The following is a 21,207-nucleotide window of genomic DNA, read 5'->3' on the forward strand; positions in this document are numbered from 1 at the left end:
CGGCAGGTTCAAGTCCTCACCTGGGGGGCCGATAGAAATAAGCAACGAAGACCCTGCGGTCGTGGCTAAAGCAGCGCGCGAGTATACACGCAGGCGTACCGCTGGGCATTGAAGGCGCAGCACTTTCAAAGGTTTGCCACACGATGACAAATGAAATCAGCGCCGTCGCCGCTGCCGCCAGCCTGGCTGGGACCGCCCGCCCTGCCACCGGTGCCGGAGAACTGGTCACCCTGCTGCAATCCCTGGAGGGTGTGCTGGAGCCAGGGCAGACCGCCAAGGCCGAGGTACTGTCCATCAAGCAGTTGCCGGCTGATTTTCAACTGCTGCTCAAACTCACCCTGGGCAACGGCCGCCAGACCACGGTGCAGGTGGGGGCGCTGCAACCCCTGGCCATTGGCACGCCGCTGCTGGTTACGCGCATGTTGTCTGAGCAGTTGTCCGTCAGCCTGGCCGGTGCACCGCGGACCGGCCTGACCGAGCTGGACACCCACGCGCTGCCCGTGGGCACTTTGCTGCAAGGCAAGGTGGTCACCTCGTTGCCCGTGGCCACAAGCGACGGCCCGCCCACCTTCCGCGCCATGGTCACGTTGCTCAACAGCGCCTTGGCGGGGCAGACGTTGACCATCGACAGCCCGCAACCGCTGCGGCTGGGCAGTTTGTTGAGCGCGCAGGTGCAAGGCAGCCAGGCCTTGAGCCTGGTGCAGGTGGGGGGCCAGCTAGACGCACTGGCGCTGGCCCAGCAAGTGACCAGCCAGAACACGCGCCAGGCGTCCTTGCAAAGCCTGCTGTCTATGATTCAGTCTGCCCAAGGGCAAGGTTCGCTACCGCCGGCCGTGAGCGCCAGCGCTGCTGCCCTGCTCAACGCGCTGCCCAGTATCACGGACTTGCAAGGCCCCGACCAGGTCGCCAAAGCGTTCAGCAACAGCGGGCTGTTCCTGGAATCTGGCCTGCTAAGCGGCACCCTTGAAGCGCCTGAGACAGACCTCAAAGGCGCCCTGTTACGGCTGGTGGCCCAAGTGCTGCCCCATGTGCCCTCCGCACCCGGTGCGGCGCCCCTCAACCCCGCGACCCTGGCCACCATCGTTCAGGCAGCGCCCGGCTTTTTGCGCAATGCCTTGGGCATTCTGGGCCAGGTAGGCCCTCGCGCCCAGCAAGGCTCTGGTTTCCCCTTGGCCAGCCGTGCCCTGCAAAAAAGCGAGGGTGAGGACGACCTCCATGCCCTGTTAAGGCTGGCGTCTGCGGCCCTGTCCCGTATCCAAAGCCATCAGCTGGCCAGCCTGGAACAAGGCGCGGCCTCGCCCCATGGGCCGCAGCAGCACAGCTGGCAGCTGGAAATCCCCCTGCGTGTGCTCAACGACATCGTGCCGTTGCAGGTGCGGGTGAATGCTCAGGATGAGCCCAACGATCAAGCCCAGGAGCGCGAGCGCGACGCCGAAGGCAACCCTTTGCCCCTGCGCAAACTATGGCGCGTGGACCTGGCCTTCGACCTGCCCGGCCTGGGGCCGCTGCAGGTGCAGGCCCAGCTGTTCAATGCCAACTTATCCAGCCAAGTGTGGGCCGAAACCCCCGCCACGGTGGCCATGGTGCAGCGCGAACTGCCCTGGTTCCGCGAACGCCTCACCGCTGCCGGCCTGGAAGTGGGCGAACTCAACTGCCACAGCGGCCGCCCCCCTCAAGGCCACCGCACACACCTCGAACAACGCTGGGTGGATGAAAACGCATGAGCAACCGCTACCCCCGCCAGGCCATCGCCCTGAGCTACGACGGCACCCAGGCCCCTACCCTGTCCGGCAAAGGCGACGACGATGTGGCCGACGCCATCATCGCCATCGCCAAGGCCCACGAGGTGCCCATCTACGAGAACGCTGAGCTGGTGAAAATGCTGGGGCAGCTGGAACTGGGCGACAGTATTCCGAGGGAGCTGTACCTGACCATTGCTGAGATTATTTCGTTTGCGTGGTATTTGCAGGGGAAGGTGCCGGCGGGGGTGGATATACGGCCGGTGGATCGGGGGGAGCGGGATGTTACACCTGGGGTTGGTGATCGGTGTTGAATAATTTCGCCCTTCAAGACCATAGTGGTTTGAGACCTTGTTTATCCTGACGCTTGGCGGTTATTAGGCTCTGTAAGAAATTAACTGTCGCAAACACCTCAGCGAGCAAGCGAGTGAAACCATCGCTGAAAAGCTTTTGGCCAGCTTGTCGTAGCGTGTACCGATCCGGCGATTTTCCTTCAGCTAACCAAACATCCGCTCAATGATGTTGCGCTGAGCGTATTTGGGCTTGTCGAACAGGCGAGGCAGTCCAGGGTGAGGCTTACACTTCATGGTCCTGAGTGGGATCACTGGCTGCATGCGGTAGCGGTCGCAGTACTGGCGCAGCGCTTCGCAGTCATAGCCTTTGTCTGCAAGCAGCCACTTGCAACGTTTGCGGGGGCGACCGCGCTGAGTTGGCACATGAGCGCCATCAAGCAATGGCTGTGCGTAGTTGATGTCACTGGCATTGCCACCTGAGAGCAGAAAGCGCAACGGTATGCCGTTGGCATCGCAGAGCATGTGGATCTTGGTGGTCAATCCACCTCGGCTACGACCGAGCGCATGATCCTGCGGTTCTTCAGGCCCCCCTTTTTCCCGGCGCCGCTGGCGGCTCGGGTGGCGCGTACTGCTGTAGAGTCAATCATCCACGTCTGCACATCAATCAGCCCCTGTTCGTTGAGCCGTAAATGCAGGCGTTTGAGCACCTGGTCAAAAGTGCCTGAATTTCGCCAATCACGAAAACGTTGATAGACCGTCGACCAAGGACCAAAACGCTCGGGCATATCCCGCCAGGCAGCGCCCGAACAGAGCACCCAGAGGATGCCGTTGAGCATCAGGCGATCGTCAGCCCGAGGTCGCCGGCTGTATCGCGGCGCAGCGAAAAGGTCTTCGATCAACGCCCAGGGTTCGTCTGCAAGTTCGTAGCGTTTCGCCATCGGAGAAGCTCCCCCTTGATGGACGTGAACTCTACTGATTGTGTGCGTAGGTGCTAGTTGAAATGGTATCGATCAATTTCGTACAGAGCCTAGCAAAATGCTAACTTATGGAACTGGCAGATAAGGCGTTAAATGGGCCTATATTTATCTGAGGGGTTTGACCATGAAAAAAATTTTTTCTGATGGAAGAAGATTCTCCCTTATCGAGTCAGATCGCCTGGGCTCCCCTATTCGACGGGCATTTCTGGCATATCTGAATCCGCTTAACTATACAGCATTCGGCTACTGCTCTGAACTGCCTGAAGAAGCAATAGGTTTTACAGGACAAATGAAAGAAATAGAAGGGCATTACCTTTTGGGGAACGGATACAGGCCCTACTTCGCAACGCTTTCAAAATTTGGGAAGCCTGATGAGTTGAGCCCTTTCAGCTCGGGAGGTATTAACGCATATGCTTACTGCGTGGCAGACCCACTAAATAGATTAGACCCCAATGGGCAATCTTCCATTTCTAGCTTTTTAAAAGGGGCGAAAAATCTACTCGGACGAAAATCCTCAAGTAAGCTGGCGGAAAAGTATACCCAGGCAATAAATAAAGCCCAACAGATTGACAGCTATTTTATCGTCAAGAAAATACCGGTGCAACGCACAAATATCGATCAAGCAATCAGATCATATGGAGAAAAATTGAAACTCAAAAAAGAGGTTGAGGGATCACTTGACAAGATAGTATATGACCCCCTCATTAAGGGTTATTGGAATCTAGACAAAGCTCTATATCGACGGGAAGTCTATACACATCAGGCAAACAAGACCTATGCAAAGTTGCACGCTCGAGGGAAGGGGTACTTAGTTGAAAAACTGCCCACTTATGAGCAATCTCAAGACCTCGAGCTTCCGGATTATACTGAACTCTTCAATTTGTAGTGGTCAACAATTCCCGGACACAGAATTGAGTTTTTCTTCCGCAACAGCCGGCGGCACGAAGCCGTTGTGCTGATGCGGCCTTGTCCAGTTATACCGCTGCATGAGATAGCGCCCGATATCTTGCTCGGCCAGCGCTGCCGTCATGTAACCCACCGTCGGTATCCATTCCGTTTTCAAGCTCCGAAACAGCCGCTCCGTGGGCGCGTTGTCATAGCAGTTCCCGCGTCGACTCATGCCTTGAGTTATCCGATAGCGCCACAGCCGCTGACGGAAACTACGGCTGGCATATTGGCTACATTGATCGCTGTGAAATAGCACGCCTTGTGGCCTGCCGCGCGTCTCATAAGCCCTGTCGAGCGCCTTGATCACCAGTTCGGCATCCGGCTTGGCAGACATTGCCCAGCCCACCACCCGGCGGCTATACAAGTCCAGGACGACCGCCAGGTAATTGGCTGAGCCATGAGCGAGCGCAATGACAGCGGATCTGGTCTGCGATGCCTTGCGCCTGGCGCTATGGCGGAGCAAACACCCCTGTGGTGTCATTGTCCATAGCAACTATGGCAGCCAGTATTGCTCGGCCGCCTACCAACACTTGAGCGTCGCCCACCCACTCAGATGCCGCATAAGCACCAAGGGCAACTGCTACGATATTCAGCAGTCGTGCTGAAATACGTGAAGCTGTGTTTGAATATATCGAAATCGACTACAACCGCCAGCGTCGTCACAGCACGCTGGGGCACATCAGCCCGAACGCTTACGAGGCTCGGATGAGTGCTTAAATTCGTGTCCACTGATGCCGGGCAAGATCACAGATAGTGCACATGGGAACCATCTTCCTCCGAATTCATCTGGACCTGCAGATCGACGAAGGCCAAGATGTAATATATGGGCAAGCTGCACGGAAGATTATTCCCTTATGCGAACCTTATTGAAAGTACTATTTTTTCATCATAATCTTGACCACAGTAACTGAAGGGAAAAAGCTTCGCCAGATCCCCAGGTATTGGTCAATAGCCTGATTGGCTACTATTCGACTATACATATTTTCCCTTGCATTGCAAAATTTAAAATTTAAAATTTAAAATTTAAAATTTAAAATTTAAAATTTAAAATTTAAGATGAGAGATGAGAGATGAGAGATGAGAGATGAGAGATGAGAGATGGGAGATGGGAGATGGCTTTTCTATTCCGGGATACTGTCTAATTTTTGGTCAAGATGTAGTCTGTATCTTGACTGCGAAGGAAACTCAACCTTCAGCATGGGTACAGCTTGTTTACGGCTTATGGGCTTGCCGTTTGGAGTGTGATAAATATGGGACGGTCTCGAAGTGGCCGCTTTTTCCATAGCGCGGGGATTTCTTAGTTTTCCAAAAGGCAGGTGATTCGAAGGTATTGCGGGCAAAGGCCCATTGAGTAAAGAGGACGGCGCCCAATCGTTGACGTAACCAGGCCGCTCTCCCATTGCCGCTGCATATTTTCGCATGTCTTTGGAAATTGGTATCCCGTTAGGTGTGGTAGGCCTAGCGCTTGGAATCTTACTATAAACACCTCTTTTCAAGGCAATTCTTGATATTTTTTTGGAACTAAAGACTTGAACCTATTTAAAACCCTGATCGAAAAGTGGCCATTATCATCTCGATTATCTACTGGATCTGCTTTACAGTATGCATATGAGTTCAGACCGCCAAAAGAAAAAGGGCTGAAACTATCTGAAACTGTAAATCGCTGGAGTGATGAACTGTACATCCTATACCCAAATCCAGGCAGGTAATTTCCATGCTCAGGCTCGTTCAATTGCCCAATGAAGCCTATCACTTTTTCGGGGAGCAAAGAGCTATAGCCAAAGGGTGTATAGATCATTTTAAAATTTTTTACTGATTGCAAACGTTTGATAGAGGACTTTAGCGCGCCCGCCCCAATTAGCGAAACCAGCTTATAGCGATCAATGAATTCTTTTATGAGCCAGGAACTCCCTATAGGTTGACCTAGTTAACATAATTTTTGAGAAACATATAAGCTGCCAAACTATTAGGTTTGCTCAAAATCTACTGTCGAAAACGCCCTGGCAAGCAAGCCATCGCTGGAGAGCGTTTGCTCAGCTTGTCGTAGCGTATACCGATCCATCAATTTTTCTTTAGCCACCAGACATTCGCCCAATGATGCTTCACTGAGCATACTTTGGCTCCTTGCATAGCCGAGGCCGTTCGGGAAGGAGGCGGAGCTTGCGCTTTATTGCTCTGAGTTAGGTCACCAGGCGCATGCGAAGGTAGCCGCAGTGAGTCTACATATGAGCGCCGTTGAGCAGTGGCGGTAGGAAGTTAATGTCACTTGCGTTACCGCTTGAAAGCAGAAATGCAACGGGATGGCGTCAGAATCACGGAGCGAGTGAATCTTGGTGGTCCATCCGCTGCGGTTACTAACAAGCGCGTGATCCTACTGTAATTCAGGTTCCTTTTTCCAGGCGCCGCTGGCGGCTGGCTGACGTGTACTCGCGTGGAACCAACCTACGTCGGCACTTCAATCAGACTTTGTTCCTTGAGCCGCACATGCAGGCGTTTGAGCACCTGATCAAACGTGCCTGAGCTGCGCCAGTCGCGAAAGTGTTGATAGACCGTCGGTAGGGGCCAAAACGCTCAAGCGTGTCCTGCCAGGGAGCTCCCGAACAGGGCACCCAAAGAATACCATTGAGCAACAGCCAATCCTTAGTCTAAGGACGCCGACCATCCAGTGGCGCAGAGAAAAGGTTTTTGATCAGCGCCCAAGATTCGTCTGTAAGTACATAGTGTTCACTCATTAGAGAAGCGCCCCTTTTGATAGAAGTGAACTCTACTAATGGTGAGCGTCGGTGCCAGTTGAAATGGGCTCAACCCATCTCTTACATAGCCTAAGCCTGCTGCCCATGCAACTTACTCATCAACTCCGCCTCGGCCTGTGTCAAACCACAAGCCTGGGTAAGTTCATCGATGGTCGCCCCCATGTGCACCAGTTTCGCGGCCTGTTCAAAAGACAGGTTATCAGGGTCCCGTTGTTCCAGTTGCAGCATTTTGTCCGGCAGTGGCGCGACCACGGCGCGCAGTTCGTGCAGCGCCTCGCCCATACGCACTGTGCCGTTCTGGTAATCCTCCAGGCGTTTGGCAAGTTCGCGAATGCGTTGGTCGCGCAGGGCGTCGCCGGCGGCCTGTTCGGCCGCAATGCGTTGCTGGTTGCGGCTGTACGAGAGAAACATCGCTACCGCGCCAACCCAGAGGATGGCCAGCACGATAACGGCGGCTTCGAGTATCAACTCAGAGGTTCTCCAGGTCCGACCATTCTTCTTCGGACATCATCTTGTCCAATTCAACCAGAATGAGCAACTCGCCGTTCTTGTTGCAGACGCCCTGGATAAACTTGGCAGACTCTTCGTTACCCACGTTCGGCGCCGTTTCCACCTCGGACTGGCGCAGGTAGACCACTTCGGCCACGCTGTCCACCAGAATACCCACCACCTGCTTGTCAGCTTCGATGATCACGATACGCGTGTTATCGCTGACGTCGCTGGAAGCCAGGCCGAACCGTTGACGGGTGTCGATGACCGTGACCACGTTGCCGCGCAGGTTAATAATGCCCAGCACATACGCAGGCGCACCCGGCACCGGCGCGATTTCTGTATAACGCAGCACTTCCTGAACCTGCATCACATTGATGCCATAGGTTTCGTTATCCAGGCGGAAGGTGACCCATTGCAGGATCGGATCTTCGGAACCCTTGCCAGACGCTTTACTCATACCCTACCCCTCGCTCCCGCCACTGCGGTCTAGTGTTCACTGCCAAGGCCAACGAGGCCTTGGGATTTATCGTTTACCACCACGGGCGGCTTGCGCCCGGGCCTTTGCATCGGCTGCGGCTTTGGCCCGGGCTTCGGCGTCTTGCCGTTGCACCGCACCGCTGGCAATCATCTCCGCCAGTTGGGCGACGTCTACCAAGGCGCACATATGTTCAATCACGGTGCCCGCCAGCCAAGGGCGCTGCCCGCGCTGGGCGCGCCACTTGATCTGAGACGGGTCCATACGCAGCGAACGGCTTACCGAATGCACCGCCAAGCCCCATTCATAGCCTTGGACCGAGATCACGTACTGCAGGCCTTGCTGGAAATCATCCCGGTAGCGATCCGGCATCACCCAACGGGCCGTGTCCAGTACCTTCAGGTTACCGCCGGGCACTGGCAACAGGCCCAAGAACCATTCGGGCTGTCCGAACAACGGTGTCAGTTCCTGCCCTGCCAGGTTGTAGATAGAACCCAGGCATACCAAGGGTACGGCCAGGGTAAGGCCGGCCACGTCAAATAACAGGCACTCGAACGATTCACCCGCCCACGCAGGCAGGCCCTCGCCTACAGGGGTGACCGGGCCACCGGTTGCCGGTGGCTGCTCACTCACCGGTTCAACGGTAGGCATCGCGGGCGCAGGCGCTGGCAGCGACTCTGGCTCGACCACAGGCGCCAGTGCTTCCTTCAGCACCTGGGGGGCCACTTGAGGCACTAACAACGGCCCTCGCCACGCGGCGGGCTCCTCGAACCTGGCAAGGGTCACACCCTCGGCTGCCGGTCGTACAGGGGCTTGCTGTGGTGCAGGCGCGGGCCGACCAGTACGGGCATCCCGTTGCTGCTCTTCCAGCACCGCGGCCTGGAATTCGTCCAGTGCAGCCGGCTCGGGCTGTACTAGCCTTGCAACGGGCGCAGGCGCTGGGGCAGCGTCTTCGTCTTCCGTGGCTTCCTGTAATAAGCCGTCCAAGTAGGCCTGCAAGGCCTGGCGGGGACGACGAGCAACATCAAGGTCGATGGGGCGGATCATGTCAGGCCACCTGCGTCAGAAGTTGCTGACTCAGCAAATGCTTGAGCAGCGCACGGTACGCCACGACCCCACGGCTTTTAGGGTCGAACCGAGAGGGTGCCGTACCGGCCCGGCTGGCGTCGCGCAAGCGCGTGTCAACCGGAATGTAGCCTTCCCACACGCTGCTCTCCCAACGGTCACGCAGCAGTTTGAGGGTGCCAAGGGAGGCCTGGGTACGGCGGTCAAACAACGTGGGCACAATGCTGTAGGGCAACGGCACCTTTCGAGAACGGTTGATCATCGCCAACGTATTGATCATGCGCTCCAGGCCATTGACCGCCAGGTGCTCGGTTTGCACAGGCACCACCAGCTGCTGGCTGGCGGCCAGGGCATTGACCATCAGCACGCCCAGCAACGGGGGGCTATCGATCAAGGCATAGTCGAAATCCTGCCAGAGCTGAGCCAAGGCCTTGGCGACTACCAGGCCCAGCCCGCTTTGACCAGGAGACTGGCGCTCCAGCGTGGCCAGTGCCGTACTGGAGGGCAACAACGAAATACGTTCATCTTTGGTGGGCAGCAGCAGTTGCCGTGGCAAGCCATCGGGCACGCTGCCCTTGTGCAGAAACAGGTCGAAACAGCTTTGGTCCTGGGCATCTGGGTCATTGCCGAAGTAGCTGGTCAACGAACCGTGAGGGTCCAGGTCCACCACAACGACACGCTTTCCTGCATCGGCCAACAGGCCGGCAAGCGCGACGGTGGTGGTGGTTTTACCCACCCCTCCTTTTTGGTTGGCAACTGCCCAGACTCTCATGTGCACGGTTCCAATAACGGGTTTACAACGCCGGTGACGGGGTTTTGACAACTTGCCCCTGAACAGGCTGTATTGCTGCAGACGGTGCACTTTGTGTGCCAGCCCGCTTGAGGGCTGCATCCGGCTTGGCGTTAGTGGTGCCAGAGCCGGTCAGGCTACGGCGTACCTCCAGGTTGCGAGAGATCACCAGCACAACCCGGCGGTTGCGCGAGCGCCCGTCGGCATCATCGTTGCTGGCCACTGGCTGGTATTCACCGTAGCCTACCGCTGCGAGTCGGCTGGGGTCCACGCCATCCATGGCCAGCATGCGCACAATGCTGGACGCGCGCGCCGAGGACAGTTCCCAATTGGTGGGGTACTGCGCCGTTCGAATGGGCTGGTTATCTGTGAACCCTTCCACGTGAACCGGGTTGGCGAAGGGCTTGAGAATACCCGCCACTTTTTCGACGATGTCGAAGGCGCGATCGCTGGGAATGGCGTCACCGCTGCCAAACAGCAAGCCGGACTTTAGCTCGATCTCAATCCACAGTTCGTTACCACGTACGGTCAGCTGGTTGGTGGCGATCAGGTCACCAAACGCCGTGCGCACATCGTCCGTAATGGTCTTGAACGCATCTGACTCACTGACGGCGGCATCTGGCTCATCGCTTTCGGTGTTCAAGGGTGTGACCGGTTGCGTGGTACGCGGGCGCTCATCGCCGATAGGGATGGGTTTGAGGCTGCGATCCTGATCGTTGAACACGCCGACCAAGGCATCGGAGAGCACCTTGTACTTGCCTTCGTTGACCGAAGAAATGGAGTACATGACCACGAAGAACGCGAACAGCAGCGTAATGAAGTCCGCGTAGGAGACCAGCCAGCGCTCGTGGTTTTCATGTTCTTCTGGCGGTCGACGACGTCGCATCATTGCTCCATGAAGCCTTGCAGCTTGAGTTCGATGGAACGGGGGTTTTCGCCTTCAGCAATCGAGAGAAGCCCTTCAAGGAGCATTTCTCTGTAGCGGGCCTGGCGCTGCGCCTGCGCCTTGAGTTTGTTGGCAACGGGCAGCAACACCAGGTTGGCTGACGCCACACCGTAGATAGTCGCAACGAATGCAACCGCAATGCCACTGCCTAGCTGGGAAGGGTCGGCCAGGTTACCCATCACATGAATCAGCCCCATGACTGCACCGATGATGCCAATGGTGGGCGCATAGCCGCCCATGCACTCGAATACCTTAGCGGCCTGGATATCGCGACCTTCCTGGGTGAAGAAATCCAGTTCAAGAATGCTGCGGATCGCTTCCGGGTCTGCCCCATCGACCAGCAATTGCAGGCCTTTGCGGGCATAACTGTCCACTTCACCGTCAGCCACGCTTTCCAGCCCTAACAGGCCCTCCTTGCGGGCAACCAGGCTCCAGCCTACAACCTTGTCTACACCCCCGGCGATGTCGATACGGGGTGGAAAGAAAATCCATGGGAATATCTGCAAGGCGCGCTTGAATGCACTAATGGGCGTTTGCAGCAATGCCGCCGCCAACGTACCACCCAGCACGATCAGGCCTGCGGGCCCGTTCAACAGGGACGGCAGGTGGCCCCCTTCCAGAAAGTTACCGCCTACGATGGCCACGAACGCCAGAATAATGCCGATAAGGCTCAGTACATCCATTACTGGCACGCCTCCGACAGGTAGCGACCCATGTCATCCAAGCTGTACACCGCATCGGTCAAACCCGCCTTGGCGACGGCCATGGGCATGCCATAGATCACACAACTGGCCTCATCCTGTGCCCACACCTGGCTTCCGCTCTGCTTGAGCAGACGCGCGCCCTCACGACCATCGGCGCCCATGCCAGTCAAAATCACCGCCAGCACCTTGTCGCCGAACGATTTAGCAGCTGAGCCGAAGGTAATGTCCACGCAAGGCTTGTAGTTAAGGCGTTCGTCGCCCGGCAAGATCTTCACCACTCCGCGTGCGTCCACCATCATCTGTTTGCCGCCTGGTGCCAGCAATGCAAGGCCAGGGCGCAACTGATCCCCGTCCTCAGCTTCCTTCACGCGGATACGGCACAGCTTGTCCAGACGTTCCGCGAAGGCCTTGGTGAAGGCAGCGGGCATATGCTGAATCAATACAATAGGTGCTGGAAAACTGGCGGGCAGTTGAGTGAGGACTTTTTGCAGGGCGACTGGCCCTCCGGTGGAGGTGCCAATGGCCAGCAGTTTGTAGGCCTTGCGCTTGGGCGGGCCGCTGTTGGCAGGTGCCGCCTGGCGTGCGGGCGTCGGTGCAGCAGGCGCTGGGCGAACAGGCGCCCGGCTCGGAGCTGGCTCGCGTGCCGCCGGTGCCGGAGCGGCGTAGGTACTGGCGCCCAGGCGCCGGTTGCTGCGGGCGATGGAGCTGACCTTTTCCACGAGCAGTTGCCGGACCTTGTCCGGGTTCTTGGAAATGTCTTCGAAATTCTTGGGCAGGAAATCGACCGCGCCCGCATCCAAGGCATCCAGAGTGACCCGGGCACCCTCATGAGTAAGCGAGGAGAACATCAACACCGGTGTTGGGCACCGCTGCATGATGTGGCGAACGGCCGTGATGCCATCCATCATGGGCATTTCATAGTCCATGGTGATCACATCAGGCTTGAGCGCAACGGCTTGGTCGATGGCTTCACGCCCGTTGCTGGCGGTGCCTACCACCTTGATATTGGCATCTTGGGACAGGATTTCGGTAAGGCGGCGGCGGAAAAACCCCGAGTCGTCCACTACCAGGACTGTGAGTGCCATAGTTACTCCGTGACAGACCACCGGGCCTTGCGGCCCGGCGGCAGCGGTATCAGATACGCCGTGCGGCGTAGCGCTTGAGCATGCTCGGAACGTCCAGGATCAGCGCGATGCGACCGTCACCGGTAATGGTAGCCCCGGACATGCCAGGTGTGCCCTGAAGCATTTTGCCCAGCGGCTTGATGACCACTTCTTCCTGGCCCACCAACTGGTCGACCACAAAGCCGATGCGTTGCGTGCCTACCGAGAGGATCACCACATGGCCCTCGCGCTGTTCGCTGTCCTCGGCGCCAGGTACCAGCCAACGCTTGAGGTAGAACAAGGGCAATGCCTTGTCGCGCACGATCACCACTTCCTGGCCGTCCACCACGTTGGTGCGTGACAGGTCGAGGTGGAAGATCTCGTTCACGCTCACCAGCGGGAAGGCAAAGGCCTGGTTGCCTAGCATTACCATCAGGGTCGGCATGATTGCCAAGGTGAGCGGCACCTTGATGACGATCTTCGAGCCCTGGCCTTTGGCTGAGTAAATGTTGATCGAGCCGTTGAGCTGAGAGATCTTGGTTTTCACCACGTCCATGCCCACACCACGGCCAGAGACGTCGGAGATCTCGGTCTTGGTGGAGAACCCTGGGGCGAAAATCAGGTTGTAGCAGTCGGTCTCGGAAAGGCGCTCGGCCGCATCCTTGTCCATCAACCCCTTCTCAACCGCTTTGGCACGCAGTACGGCCGGGTCCATGCCCTTGCCGTCATCGGAAATGGACAACAGGATGTGATCGCCTTCCTGCTCGGCCGACAGCACCACCTTGCCTGAGCGCGGCTTGCCGGACTCCTCACGCTCGCCTGGCATTTCCACGCCATGGTCGACCGCGTTGCGCACCAAGTGGACCAGTGGGTCGGCCAGGGCCTCAACCAGGTTCTTGTCCAGGTCGGTTTCTTCGCCTACCAGCTCCAGGTTGATTTCTTTCTTGAGCTGACGCGCCAAGTCGCGTACCAAGCGCGGGAAGCGCCCGAACACTTTCTTGATAGGCTGCATGCGGGTTTTCATGACAGCGGTTTGCAGGTCTGCCGTGACCACGTCCAGGTTGGACACGGCCTTGGACATGGCCTCGTCCCCGCTGTTAAGGCCGAGCCGAACCAGGCGGTTACGCACCAGCACCAGCTCGCCCACCATGTTCATGATTTCGTCCAGGCGCGCCGTGTCTACTCGCACCGTGGTCTCAGCTTCAGAGGCAACAGGCTTCTCGCCACTTGGGGCTGGCCGTGCAGCAGGTGCCGGCGCGGCTGCGGGCGCAACAGCGGCTGCGGGCGCACGGGCGGGTTCGGCCTTGGGTGGCACAGGCGCAGGCGCCGCGACTGCAGACGCCCCAGCAGGAGCCTCAGCGCCGTTCTCGGCACTGAACTTGCCCTTGCCATGGAGTTGGTCCAGCAGCGCTTCGAATTCGTTGTCGGTGATCAGGTCCCCGCCCCCGGCCGCTGCGGGTGCAGTGGCAACCACAGGCGGTGCCGTCTGGGCGCCTGGCAGGTTGTCGGCGACGAAGTTGCCTTTGCCATGAAGCTGGTCCAGCAGGGACTCGAACTCGGCGTCGGTGATTTCATCTCCGGCGGCGGGCGCCACCGGCGCAGCTGGGGGCGGCGCGGTCACGTGAGCAGCCGGCTGCCCCTTGCCATGAAGCTGGTCGAGCAGGGATTCGAACTCGGCGTCGGTAATTTCATCGCTCTGTGCAGCACCTGCCGGCTCTTCGTCCAAGCTTTCCAGCAAGGCTTCGAATGGCGTGGCCACTGGCGCTGCCACAGGGGCGGCTGCGGGTGGAGCAGCGGGTGCTGGCGCGGCACCGGCAGGTTCTGCCAAACGTGCCAGGGCTGCCAGCAACTCCGGGGTTGCCGGGGTAAGCGCAGAGCGCTCACGCACTTGGCCGAACATGCTGTTGACCGTATCGAGGGCCTCCAGCACAACGTCCATCAGTTCGGAATCAACGCGGCGCTCACCCTTGCGAAGGATGTCGAACACGTTTTCGGCGATGTGGCAGCACTCGACCAGCTCATTGAGCTGGAGGAAGCCGGCGCCGCCCTTGACAGTGTGAAAACCACGAAAAATCGCATTGAGCAGGTTCGCGTCGTCGGGGCGGCTTTCCAGCTCCACCAACTGTTCGGACAACTGCTCCAGGATCTCGCCGGCCTCTACCAGGAAGTCCTGGAGGATCTCTTCATCGGCGCCGAAGCTCATACGGGTTGCTCCCTCAATTCTGTAAGTGGCATCCGGCCCGGATAGCGCAGTTCAGCGCCTGTTCGATGGTTCCGCCAAGCAGGGTTCAGAAACCCAGGCTGGACAGAAGATCATCCACATCGTCCTGACCGGATACGACGTCTTCACGCTTATCGGCATGAATCTGCGGACCTTCACCCTTGAAGGCATCTTTTTCGGATTTTTTTTCTGCAACCAGGCTGGCAGGGTCGTGCTCGATACCCGCAACACGCTCCACCTGGCTGGCCATGAGTACCAGCTTGAGCAGGTTCGCTTCCACGTCCGTTACCAGGGTGGTCACGCGCTTGATCACCTGGCCGGTAAGGTCCTGATAGTCCTGTGCCAGCAAGATGTCATTCAGGTGCGAAGACAGGGCCGCTGCATCGTTCTCACTGCGTACCAGGAAAGCGTCTACGCGCTTTACCAGGTCTCGGAACGCGTCAGCATCCACTTCACGGCGCATGAAGCGCTGCCAGTCCTCACGCAGTGCATGGGCATCTTCGGCGAAGCTATGCACCACGGGTGTGCTTTGCTCTACCAAGTCCATGGTGCGGTTGGCGGCGTTTTCCGTGAGCCGCACCACGTAGTCCAGCCGCTCGGTGGCATCCGTAATTTGGGACACCTCCTCGGCCTTGGGCGATCGAGGGTCGATCTGGAAATTGACAATGGCGCTGTGCAGCTCACGGGTGAGCTTGCCCACTTCCATGTACAGCCCGCGATCACGGGCTTGGTTGAGTTCGGAAATCAATTGCACCGCGTCGCCGAAGTGACCTTTTTCGAGGCTCTCCACCAACTGACGTGCATGGCTTTTCAGGGTGGACTCGAAGTCCCCCAAAGACGTATTACTGGACTCCATGACGCCCCCTGTGCGGCCTCAGCTGTTGACGCGCTCGAAGATTTTATCGATCTTTTCTTTCAGCACTTGTGCAGTGAAAGGCTTGACCACGTAACCGTTTACCCCGGCCTGGGCTGCCTCGATGATCTGCTCACGCTTGGCCTCGGCCGTCACCATCAACACAGGTAAGTGCTTGAGGCGGTCATCGGCCCGTACAGTGCGCAACAGCTCGATGCCGGTCATGCCAGGCATGTTCCAATCCGTTACCAGAAAGTCGAACGCTCCGCTTTGCAGCATGGGCAGCGCCGTGTTGCCATCGTCGGCTTCGGATGTGTTAGTAAACCCCAGGTCGCGCAACAGGTTCTTGATGATCCGCCTCATCGTCGAGAAATCGTCAACGATCAGGATTTTCATGTTCTTGTCCAAGTAGACCTCCAGCAGTCTCGAACGCGGCCTCTCCGGGCCGCGCGGTTCAATTCGTTAATACCTATACCTTCAGGACTGCTTCAACGTGCTCGCCATTCACCCAGACGGCTGCGCAAACGTGCTGCGCACTGGCTGTGCAACTGGCTTACACGTGACTCGCTGACCCCCAGCACTTCACCGATTTCCTTGAGGTTCAGCTCCTCGTCGTAATAAAGCGACAATACCAGCCGCTCCCGCTCCGGAAGGTTGGCGATGGCATCGGCCAGCGCGCCCTGGAAGCGTTCATCCTCCAGGCCACGGGCCGGTTCGCCACTGCCGCCGGCGCCGTCTTCATGCAAACCTTCGTGTTCGCCGTCCTGCAACAGGTCGTCGAAACTGAACAGGCGGCTACCCAGCGTATCGTTAAGCATCGAGTAATAATCCTCGAGCTTGATGTTGAGTTCGGCAGCAACCTCGTGATCTTTAGCCTCGCGGCCCGTTCTTGCTTCAATTTTTCGAATAGCGTCGGTCACGGTACGGGTATTGCGATGCACCGAGCGAGGCGCCCAGTCACCTTTTCGTACCTCGTCCAGCATGGCGCCGCGAATACGAATACCGGCATAGGTCTCGAAACTCGCCCCTTTGCTGGCATCGTATTTGTTGGCCACTTCAAGCAAGCCGATCATGCCTGCCTGGATCAGGTCTTCTACCTGAACACTGGCTGGCAAACGTGCCAGCAAGTGGTAGGCGATTCGCTTCACCAGCGGGGCGTACCGCTCGATCAGTTCATGCTGCTGCGATTGCCGAGAAGCATTGTTGTACATCCGGTATCCACTGGCGCTCATGAGACAGGCCCCGCACTGGTTTGCTGTACCAAACGTTCGACAAAGAACTCCAGGTGCCCCCGCGGGTTAGCGGGCAGCGGCCAGGTGTCGACTTTCTGAGCGATGGCCTTGAAGGCCAAGGCACATTTCGAGCGCGGGAATGCTTCATACACAGCCCGCTGTTTCTGGACGGCCTTGCGCACGGTTTCGTCATACGGCACCGCACCTACGTATTGGAGTGCCACATCAAGGAAACGGTCAGTGACCTTGGTGAGCTTGGCAAACAGGTTGCGCCCTTCCTGGGGGCTCTGGGCCATATTGGCCAATACCCGGAAGCGGTTCATACCGTAATCACGATTAAGCAACTTGATCAGGGCATACGCATCGGTGATGGACGTGGGCTCGTCGCAGACCACCAACAGCACTTCCTGGGCCGCGCGCACAAAGCTCACCACGGAATCGCCGATGCCTGCGGCCGTATCGATCACCAGCACATCCAGGTTGTCGCCAATTTCGCTAAAGGCCTGGATAAGGCCCGCGTGTTGGGCAGGAGTCAGGTGAACCATGGTCTGGGTACCCGACGCTGCCGGCACTATCCGAATGCCCCCTGGCCCCTGAAGAAGAACATCGCGCAATTCGCAGCGCCCTTCGATCACGTCGGCAAGCGTACGCTTGGGTGTAAGCCCCAACAGAACGTCTACGTTGGCCAGGCCAAGGTCGGCGTCCAGAAGCATGACCCGGCGGCCAAGCTCAGCCAACGCCAGAGAAAGGTTCACTGACACGTTTGTCTTGCCGACGCCACCTTTGCCGCCGGTCACCGCGATCACCTGTACGGGATGCATGCTGCCCATTCGTTCTTTACCTTGTCACTGAGACACTGGCTACACCATGGCACGCTGGCCCTGCAGGCCGATTGACGCTGCTCATGGTGGAGGTCGGTTTCAAGCTGGACAGCGAACCCCGAGGTTCGCTGGCGCGCAACCACTTGCGCATGCATTCATTCATATTCATTCACCTCAGCCCGCGCGCTTGCTGGGGCTGTGGTAGAGGTCAGCGAACATATCGGCCATGGCCTCTTCGCTGGGTTCCTCCTGCATCTGCACGCTGACCGCACGGCTGACCAACTGGTGCTTGCGGGGCAGGTGCACATCGTCTGGTATACGCGGGCCATCGGTCAGGTAAGCCACGGGCAGTTGATGACCAATGGCCAGGCTCAGCACTTCACCCAGGCTTGCCGTTTCATCCAGCTTGGTAAGGATACAACCTGCCAGGCCGCACCGCTTGTAACTGTGGTAAGCCGCAGTCAGTACCTGCTTCTGGCTGGTAGTAGCCAGCACAAGGTAATTGCGTGCGCGAATCCCACGCCCAGCCAAGCTTTCCAGCTGCAACTTGAGGGCCGGGTCACTGGCTTGCAGCCCTGCGGTATCAATCAGCACGACACGCTTGCGTAGTAGCGGCTCCAAGGCTTGCGCCAAGGACTGACCAGGGTCGACCTGAGTAACCGGCACATTGAGAATTCGGCCCAGGGTTTTAAGTTGTTCCTGGGCGCCAATACGAAAACTGTCCATGCTTACCAACGCAATGTTTTGCGCGCCGTATTTAAGCACATATCGGGCAGCGAGCTTGGCTAGCGTAGTGGTTTTGCCCATACCGGCAGGGCCGACCATGGCAATGACCCCGCCCTCTTCGAGCGGCTCCACTTCAGGCGTGGCGATCATGCGAGCTAAGTGGGCCAGCACCAGGCGCCAGGCCTGACGAGGGTCTTCCACGTCGCCAACCTGTTCCAGCAGGTCGCGGGCCAACGGGCCGGACAAACCGATGCGTTGCAATTTGCGCCACAAGGTGGCCTGGTCGGGCCGGCTGCCTTGAAGCTGCGTCCACGCCAATGAACCCAGCTGAACCTCCAGCAATTCACGCAGCCCGGACAGCTCGGAGCGCATGGAATCAAACAGGCGCTGGTCTACAGGCGCAGCCTCAGGCGCTACCGCTGGCGCATGTACACGAGGCGCTTCAGTCAGTGTGGGTTCGATCAGCGGCTCGGCAGCGGTCAAAGGCAGGCCAGCCACCAGCTGGCGGTTGACCACGCCATCGCCGTGGCTACGGGTGTCCAGCTCGGCTTGGGCCGATACAATGCGGGACTGGGTTTTTCGCAGTTCATCTTCCAGTGCCACATTAGGCACACGTGGGGCCAGTGCCGACAGCTTGTAATCCAGGGCTGCGGTCAGTTCTACCCCGCCGGCAATGCGGCGGTTGCCGATGATCGCGGCATCAGCGCCCAGCTCGTCACGCACCAGTTTCATGGCTTGACGCATGTCCGCTGCGAAAAAACGCTTCACTTGCATATCCCGCTACCTCAGCCGTTGGGCCCTACTGTCGCCACGATCGTAACTTGCTTGTTGTCCGGTATTTCCTGGTACGCCAACACGTAAAGGTTAGGCACTGCGAGCCGACCAAAGCGTGAAAGCATGGTGCGGATGGGCCCGGCTACCAGCAGGATGGCAGGCTGGCCCTGCATTTCCTGACGCTGGGAGGCGTCAATCAATGAGCGCTGCAGCCGCTCGGCCATGCTTGGTTCCAGCAAAACGCCTTCTTCCTGACCCATTCCCGCCTTCTGAATACTATTGAGCAATATCTGTTCCAACTTCGGCTCAAGGGTGATCACAGGCAGCTGAGACTCAGTCCCCACAATGCTTTGCACGATTGCGCGAGACAAACCAGCCCTCACAGCACTCACAAGCGCGGCGGTATCTTGACTCCTTACCCCACTGTTAGCGATAGCTTCGGCAATGCTGCGGATGTCCCGCACCGGCACTTGCTCAGCCAACAGCGCCTGCAACACTTTGAGTAAAGCAGACAGGGTAATCAGCCCAGGTACCAGCTCTTCCGCCAGCTTCGGCGAACCTTTGGCCAGCACTTGCAGCAATTGCTGAACCTCTTCATGGCCGATCAGCTCATGGGCATGTTTTTGAAGGATCTGGTTCAAGTGAGTGGCAACCACCGTGCTGGCGTCTACCACGGTGTAGCCCAGGGACTGGGCCTGGCTGCGCGCACTGATCTCTATCCACACCGCTTCCAGGCCGAAGGCTGGGTCACGGGCCTGGATACCGTTCAACGAGCCAAATACTTGGCCTGGGTTGATGGCCAATTCACGGTCCGGATAGATTTCCGCCTCGGCCAGAATCACGCCCATCAACGTTAGCCGATAGGCGCTGGGGGCCAAGTCCAGGTTGTCGCGGATATGAACGGTGGGCATCAGGAAGCCTAGGTCCTGGGACAGCTTCTTGCGTACGCCTTTGATACGGGCCAGTAGCTGCCCGCCTTGGTTGCGGTCTACCAGCGGAATCAAGCGGTAGCCCACTTCCAGGCCAATCATGTCGATAGGCGTAACATCGTCCCAGCCCAGTTCCTTGGTTTCCTGGGAGCGCTGTGGGGACGGCAGCAGTTCCTGCTGGCGCTGGACTTCGGCCGCCGCCGCCACCTTGATCTCGTTCTGCTTTTTCCATAACAGGTAGGCGCCGCCGCCAGCCGCTGCCGCCAGCGACAGGAAAGCGATATGGGGCATGCCCGGCACCATGCCCATCACCGCCATCAGCAAGGCGGACACCCCAAGGGCCTTGGGCGAATTGAACATTTGCCGGCTGATCTGCCGGCCCATGTCCTCGGAACCGGAGGCGCGGGTGACCATGATGGCGGCTGCTGTGGACAGCAACAGCGACGGCAGCTGAGCCACCAGGCCGTCACCAATGGTCAACAGCGCATAGGTGCTGCCAGCGTCCGCGAAGGTCAGGCCGTGTTGGAGAATACCGATGGCCATGCCACCGATGAGGTTGATGAACAGAATGAGCAGGCCCGCCACGGCATCCCCGCGCACGAACTTGCTGGCGCCGTCCATGGAGCCATAGAACTCTGCTTCCTGGGCCACTTCAGCCCGGCGATGTTTGGCCGCTGCCTGGTCGATCAGACCGGCGTTGAGGTCCGCGTCAATGGCCATCTGTTTACCCGGCATGGCATCCAGGGTAAACCGCGCGCTCACTTCGGAAATACGGCCAGCACCCTTGGTGACTACCACGAAGTTGATGATCATCAAGATGGCAAACACCACCGCACCTACTACGTAGTTGCCGCCGATCACCACTTCACCGAACGCCTGGATCACCTTCCCCGCCGCCTGGTGGCCCTCATGGCCATGGAGCAGCACCACGCGAGTAGAGGCCACGTTCAGCGCCAGCCTCAATAGCGTGGCCACCAGCAGAATGGTGGGGAAGGCTGCGAAGTCCAGTGGTCGCATGGCATACACGCACACCAGCAGCACCACGATCGATAGCGCGATGTTGAACGTGAAGAACACGTCCAGCAAAAACGTGGGCACTGGCAGGGTCATCATGGCCAGCATGGTGAGCAATGCCAGCGGCACCCCCAGGTTGCCCTGGCTCAGGCTGCGCGCGCCGCTGATCAATTGAGTCCTGTCCATCGCCATCTTTGATTCCCCACAAACTTTTGACGCTTACGCGCTTTCCAGGGGCCAGTGCAAAAAGCTCTCCAGTTATGGCACTGCCTGCCGAGTAGCGTTCAGTGGGGGAAGAAACAGTTCGTCTGCTAGGGGCATTAATTCGTCAAAAGTACTGCAAGGCCAGCAA

The 21,207-nt window shown here is 58.3% G+C and carries 19 protein-coding genes and 3 pseudogenes; 4 read left to right on the forward strand and 18 right to left on the reverse strand.

The features are described from left to right. The first annotated feature begins 143 nt into the window (after positions 1-143). Together fliK and ACSAMW_RS06420 are read left to right on the forward strand one after the other, a co-directional pair. Positions 144-1,724 carry a flagellar hook-length control protein FliK gene (fliK, locus tag ACSAMW_RS06415; RefSeq protein WP_500593205.1) on the forward strand — a complete coding sequence of 527 codons (1,581 nt, stop codon included), beginning with the start codon at positions 144-146 and terminating at the stop codon, positions 1,722-1,724. After that, positions 1,721-2,053, forward strand: a complete 333-nt coding sequence (locus ACSAMW_RS06420; RefSeq protein ID WP_500593206.1) for an EscU/YscU/HrcU family type III secretion system export apparatus switch protein — start codon at positions 1,721-1,723, stop codon at positions 2,051-2,053. Before fliK ends, ACSAMW_RS06420 begins: the two co-directional genes overlap by 4 nt. 183 nt (positions 2,054-2,236) lie before the next feature. On the opposite strand, the pseudogene ACSAMW_RS06425 reads toward ACSAMW_RS06420, so the two are convergent. Beyond that, positions 2,237-2,970 (reverse strand): annotated as a pseudogene (locus ACSAMW_RS06425) (IS5 family transposase). 163 nt (positions 2,971-3,133) lie between these two features. Here ACSAMW_RS06425 and ACSAMW_RS06430 point away from each other — a divergent pair. After that, positions 3,134-3,895: an RHS repeat-associated core domain-containing protein gene (locus ACSAMW_RS06430; protein WP_500593207.1), complete on the forward strand. Its 762-nt coding sequence runs from the start codon at positions 3,134-3,136 to the stop codon at positions 3,893-3,895. Positions 3,896-3,898: 3 nt separating this feature from the next. On the opposite strand, the pseudogene ACSAMW_RS06435 reads toward ACSAMW_RS06430, so the two are convergent. Continuing rightward, positions 3,899-4,360 (reverse strand): annotated as a pseudogene (locus tag ACSAMW_RS06435) (IS3 family transposase); the annotation flags it as partial. Between the two features lie 7 nt (positions 4,361-4,367). Between ACSAMW_RS06435 and ACSAMW_RS06440 the strand changes: the two are divergent. Continuing rightward, a pseudogene (locus ACSAMW_RS06440) lies at positions 4,368-4,674 on the forward strand (IS3 family transposase); the annotation flags it as partial. Positions 4,675-5,449: 775 nt separating this feature from the next. On the opposite strand, the gene ACSAMW_RS06445 reads toward ACSAMW_RS06440, so the two are convergent. From ACSAMW_RS06445 to flhA, 16 genes are all read right to left on the reverse strand, one after another. Beyond that, positions 5,450-5,755: an RHS repeat-associated core domain-containing protein gene (locus ACSAMW_RS06445; RefSeq protein WP_500593208.1), complete on the reverse strand. Its 306-nt coding sequence runs from the start codon at positions 5,753-5,755 to the stop codon at positions 5,450-5,452. A 168-nt stretch (positions 5,756-5,923) separates the two neighbouring features. Continuing rightward, complete coding sequence (locus tag ACSAMW_RS06450; RefSeq protein ID WP_500593209.1) at positions 5,924-6,070, reverse strand: hypothetical protein; 147 nt, start codon at positions 6,068-6,070, stop codon at positions 5,924-5,926. A gap of 709 nt (positions 6,071-6,779) precedes the next feature. Further along, positions 6,780-7,178, reverse strand: a complete 399-nt coding sequence (locus ACSAMW_RS06455; RefSeq protein ID WP_168083567.1) for a DUF2802 domain-containing protein — start codon at positions 7,176-7,178, stop codon at positions 6,780-6,782. 1 nt (position 7,179) lies between these two features. Further along, on the reverse strand, positions 7,180-7,659 hold the full coding sequence (locus ACSAMW_RS06460; protein WP_168083566.1) for a chemotaxis protein CheW: 480 nt from the start codon (positions 7,657-7,659) through the stop codon (positions 7,180-7,182). Positions 7,660-7,725: 66 nt separating this feature from the next. Continuing rightward, positions 7,726-8,724, reverse strand: a complete 999-nt coding sequence (locus ACSAMW_RS06465) for a CheW domain-containing protein (RefSeq protein WP_500593210.1) — start codon at positions 8,722-8,724, stop codon at positions 7,726-7,728. A gap of 1 nt (position 8,725) precedes the next feature. After that, positions 8,726-9,514 (reverse strand): ParA family protein, encoded by a 789-nt coding sequence (locus ACSAMW_RS06470; protein ID WP_500593211.1) that lies wholly within the window; start codon positions 9,512-9,514, stop codon positions 8,726-8,728. A 22-nt stretch (positions 9,515-9,536) separates the two neighbouring features. Then, positions 9,537-10,418 carry a flagellar motor protein MotD gene (gene motD, locus ACSAMW_RS06475; protein ID WP_500593212.1) on the reverse strand — a complete coding sequence of 294 codons (882 nt, stop codon included), beginning with the start codon at positions 10,416-10,418 and terminating at the stop codon, positions 9,537-9,539. Further along, a complete protein-coding gene (locus tag ACSAMW_RS06480) occupies positions 10,418-11,161 on the reverse strand; it encodes a flagellar motor protein (protein ID WP_168083562.1) in 744 nt (247 codons plus the stop codon). The genes motD and ACSAMW_RS06480 overlap by 1 nt, the downstream gene beginning before the upstream one ends. Next, complete coding sequence (locus ACSAMW_RS06485; protein ID WP_500593213.1) at positions 11,161-12,267, reverse strand: protein-glutamate methylesterase/protein-glutamine glutaminase; 1,107 nt, start codon at positions 12,265-12,267, stop codon at positions 11,161-11,163. The genes ACSAMW_RS06480 and ACSAMW_RS06485 overlap by 1 nt, the downstream gene beginning before the upstream one ends. Before the next feature lie 49 nt (positions 12,268-12,316). Continuing rightward, a complete protein-coding gene (locus tag ACSAMW_RS06490; RefSeq protein WP_500593214.1) occupies positions 12,317-14,488 on the reverse strand; it encodes a chemotaxis protein CheA in 2,172 nt (723 codons plus the stop codon). Positions 14,489-14,573: 85 nt separating this feature from the next. After that, complete coding sequence (locus ACSAMW_RS06495) at positions 14,574-15,362, reverse strand: protein phosphatase CheZ (RefSeq protein ID WP_500593215.1); 789 nt, start codon at positions 15,360-15,362, stop codon at positions 14,574-14,576. An 18-nt stretch (positions 15,363-15,380) separates the two neighbouring features. Beyond that, a complete protein-coding gene (locus ACSAMW_RS06500; RefSeq protein WP_178088909.1) occupies positions 15,381-15,755 on the reverse strand; it encodes a chemotaxis response regulator CheY in 375 nt (124 codons plus the stop codon). A gap of 92 nt (positions 15,756-15,847) precedes the next feature. Further along, complete coding sequence (fliA, locus tag ACSAMW_RS06505) at positions 15,848-16,591, reverse strand: RNA polymerase sigma factor FliA (protein WP_500593216.1); 744 nt, start codon at positions 16,589-16,591, stop codon at positions 15,848-15,850. Next, a complete protein-coding gene (fleN, locus tag ACSAMW_RS06510; RefSeq protein WP_168083555.1) occupies positions 16,588-17,421 on the reverse strand; it encodes a flagellar synthesis regulator FleN in 834 nt (277 codons plus the stop codon). Before fleN ends, fliA begins: the two co-directional genes overlap by 4 nt. A 165-nt stretch (positions 17,422-17,586) precedes the next feature. Beyond that, positions 17,587-18,912 carry a flagellar biosynthesis GTPase FlhF gene (flhF, locus tag ACSAMW_RS06515; RefSeq protein WP_500593217.1) on the reverse strand — a complete coding sequence of 442 codons (1,326 nt, stop codon included), beginning with the start codon at positions 18,910-18,912 and terminating at the stop codon, positions 17,587-17,589. An 11-nt stretch (positions 18,913-18,923) separates the two neighbouring features. After that, positions 18,924-21,041 (reverse strand): flagellar biosynthesis protein FlhA, encoded by a 2,118-nt coding sequence (gene flhA, locus ACSAMW_RS06520; protein WP_500593218.1) that lies wholly within the window; start codon positions 21,039-21,041, stop codon positions 18,924-18,926. Positions 21,042-21,207: the final 166 nt, after the last annotated feature.

Source organism: Pseudomonas sp. AB39(2026), from assembly GCF_059831485.1.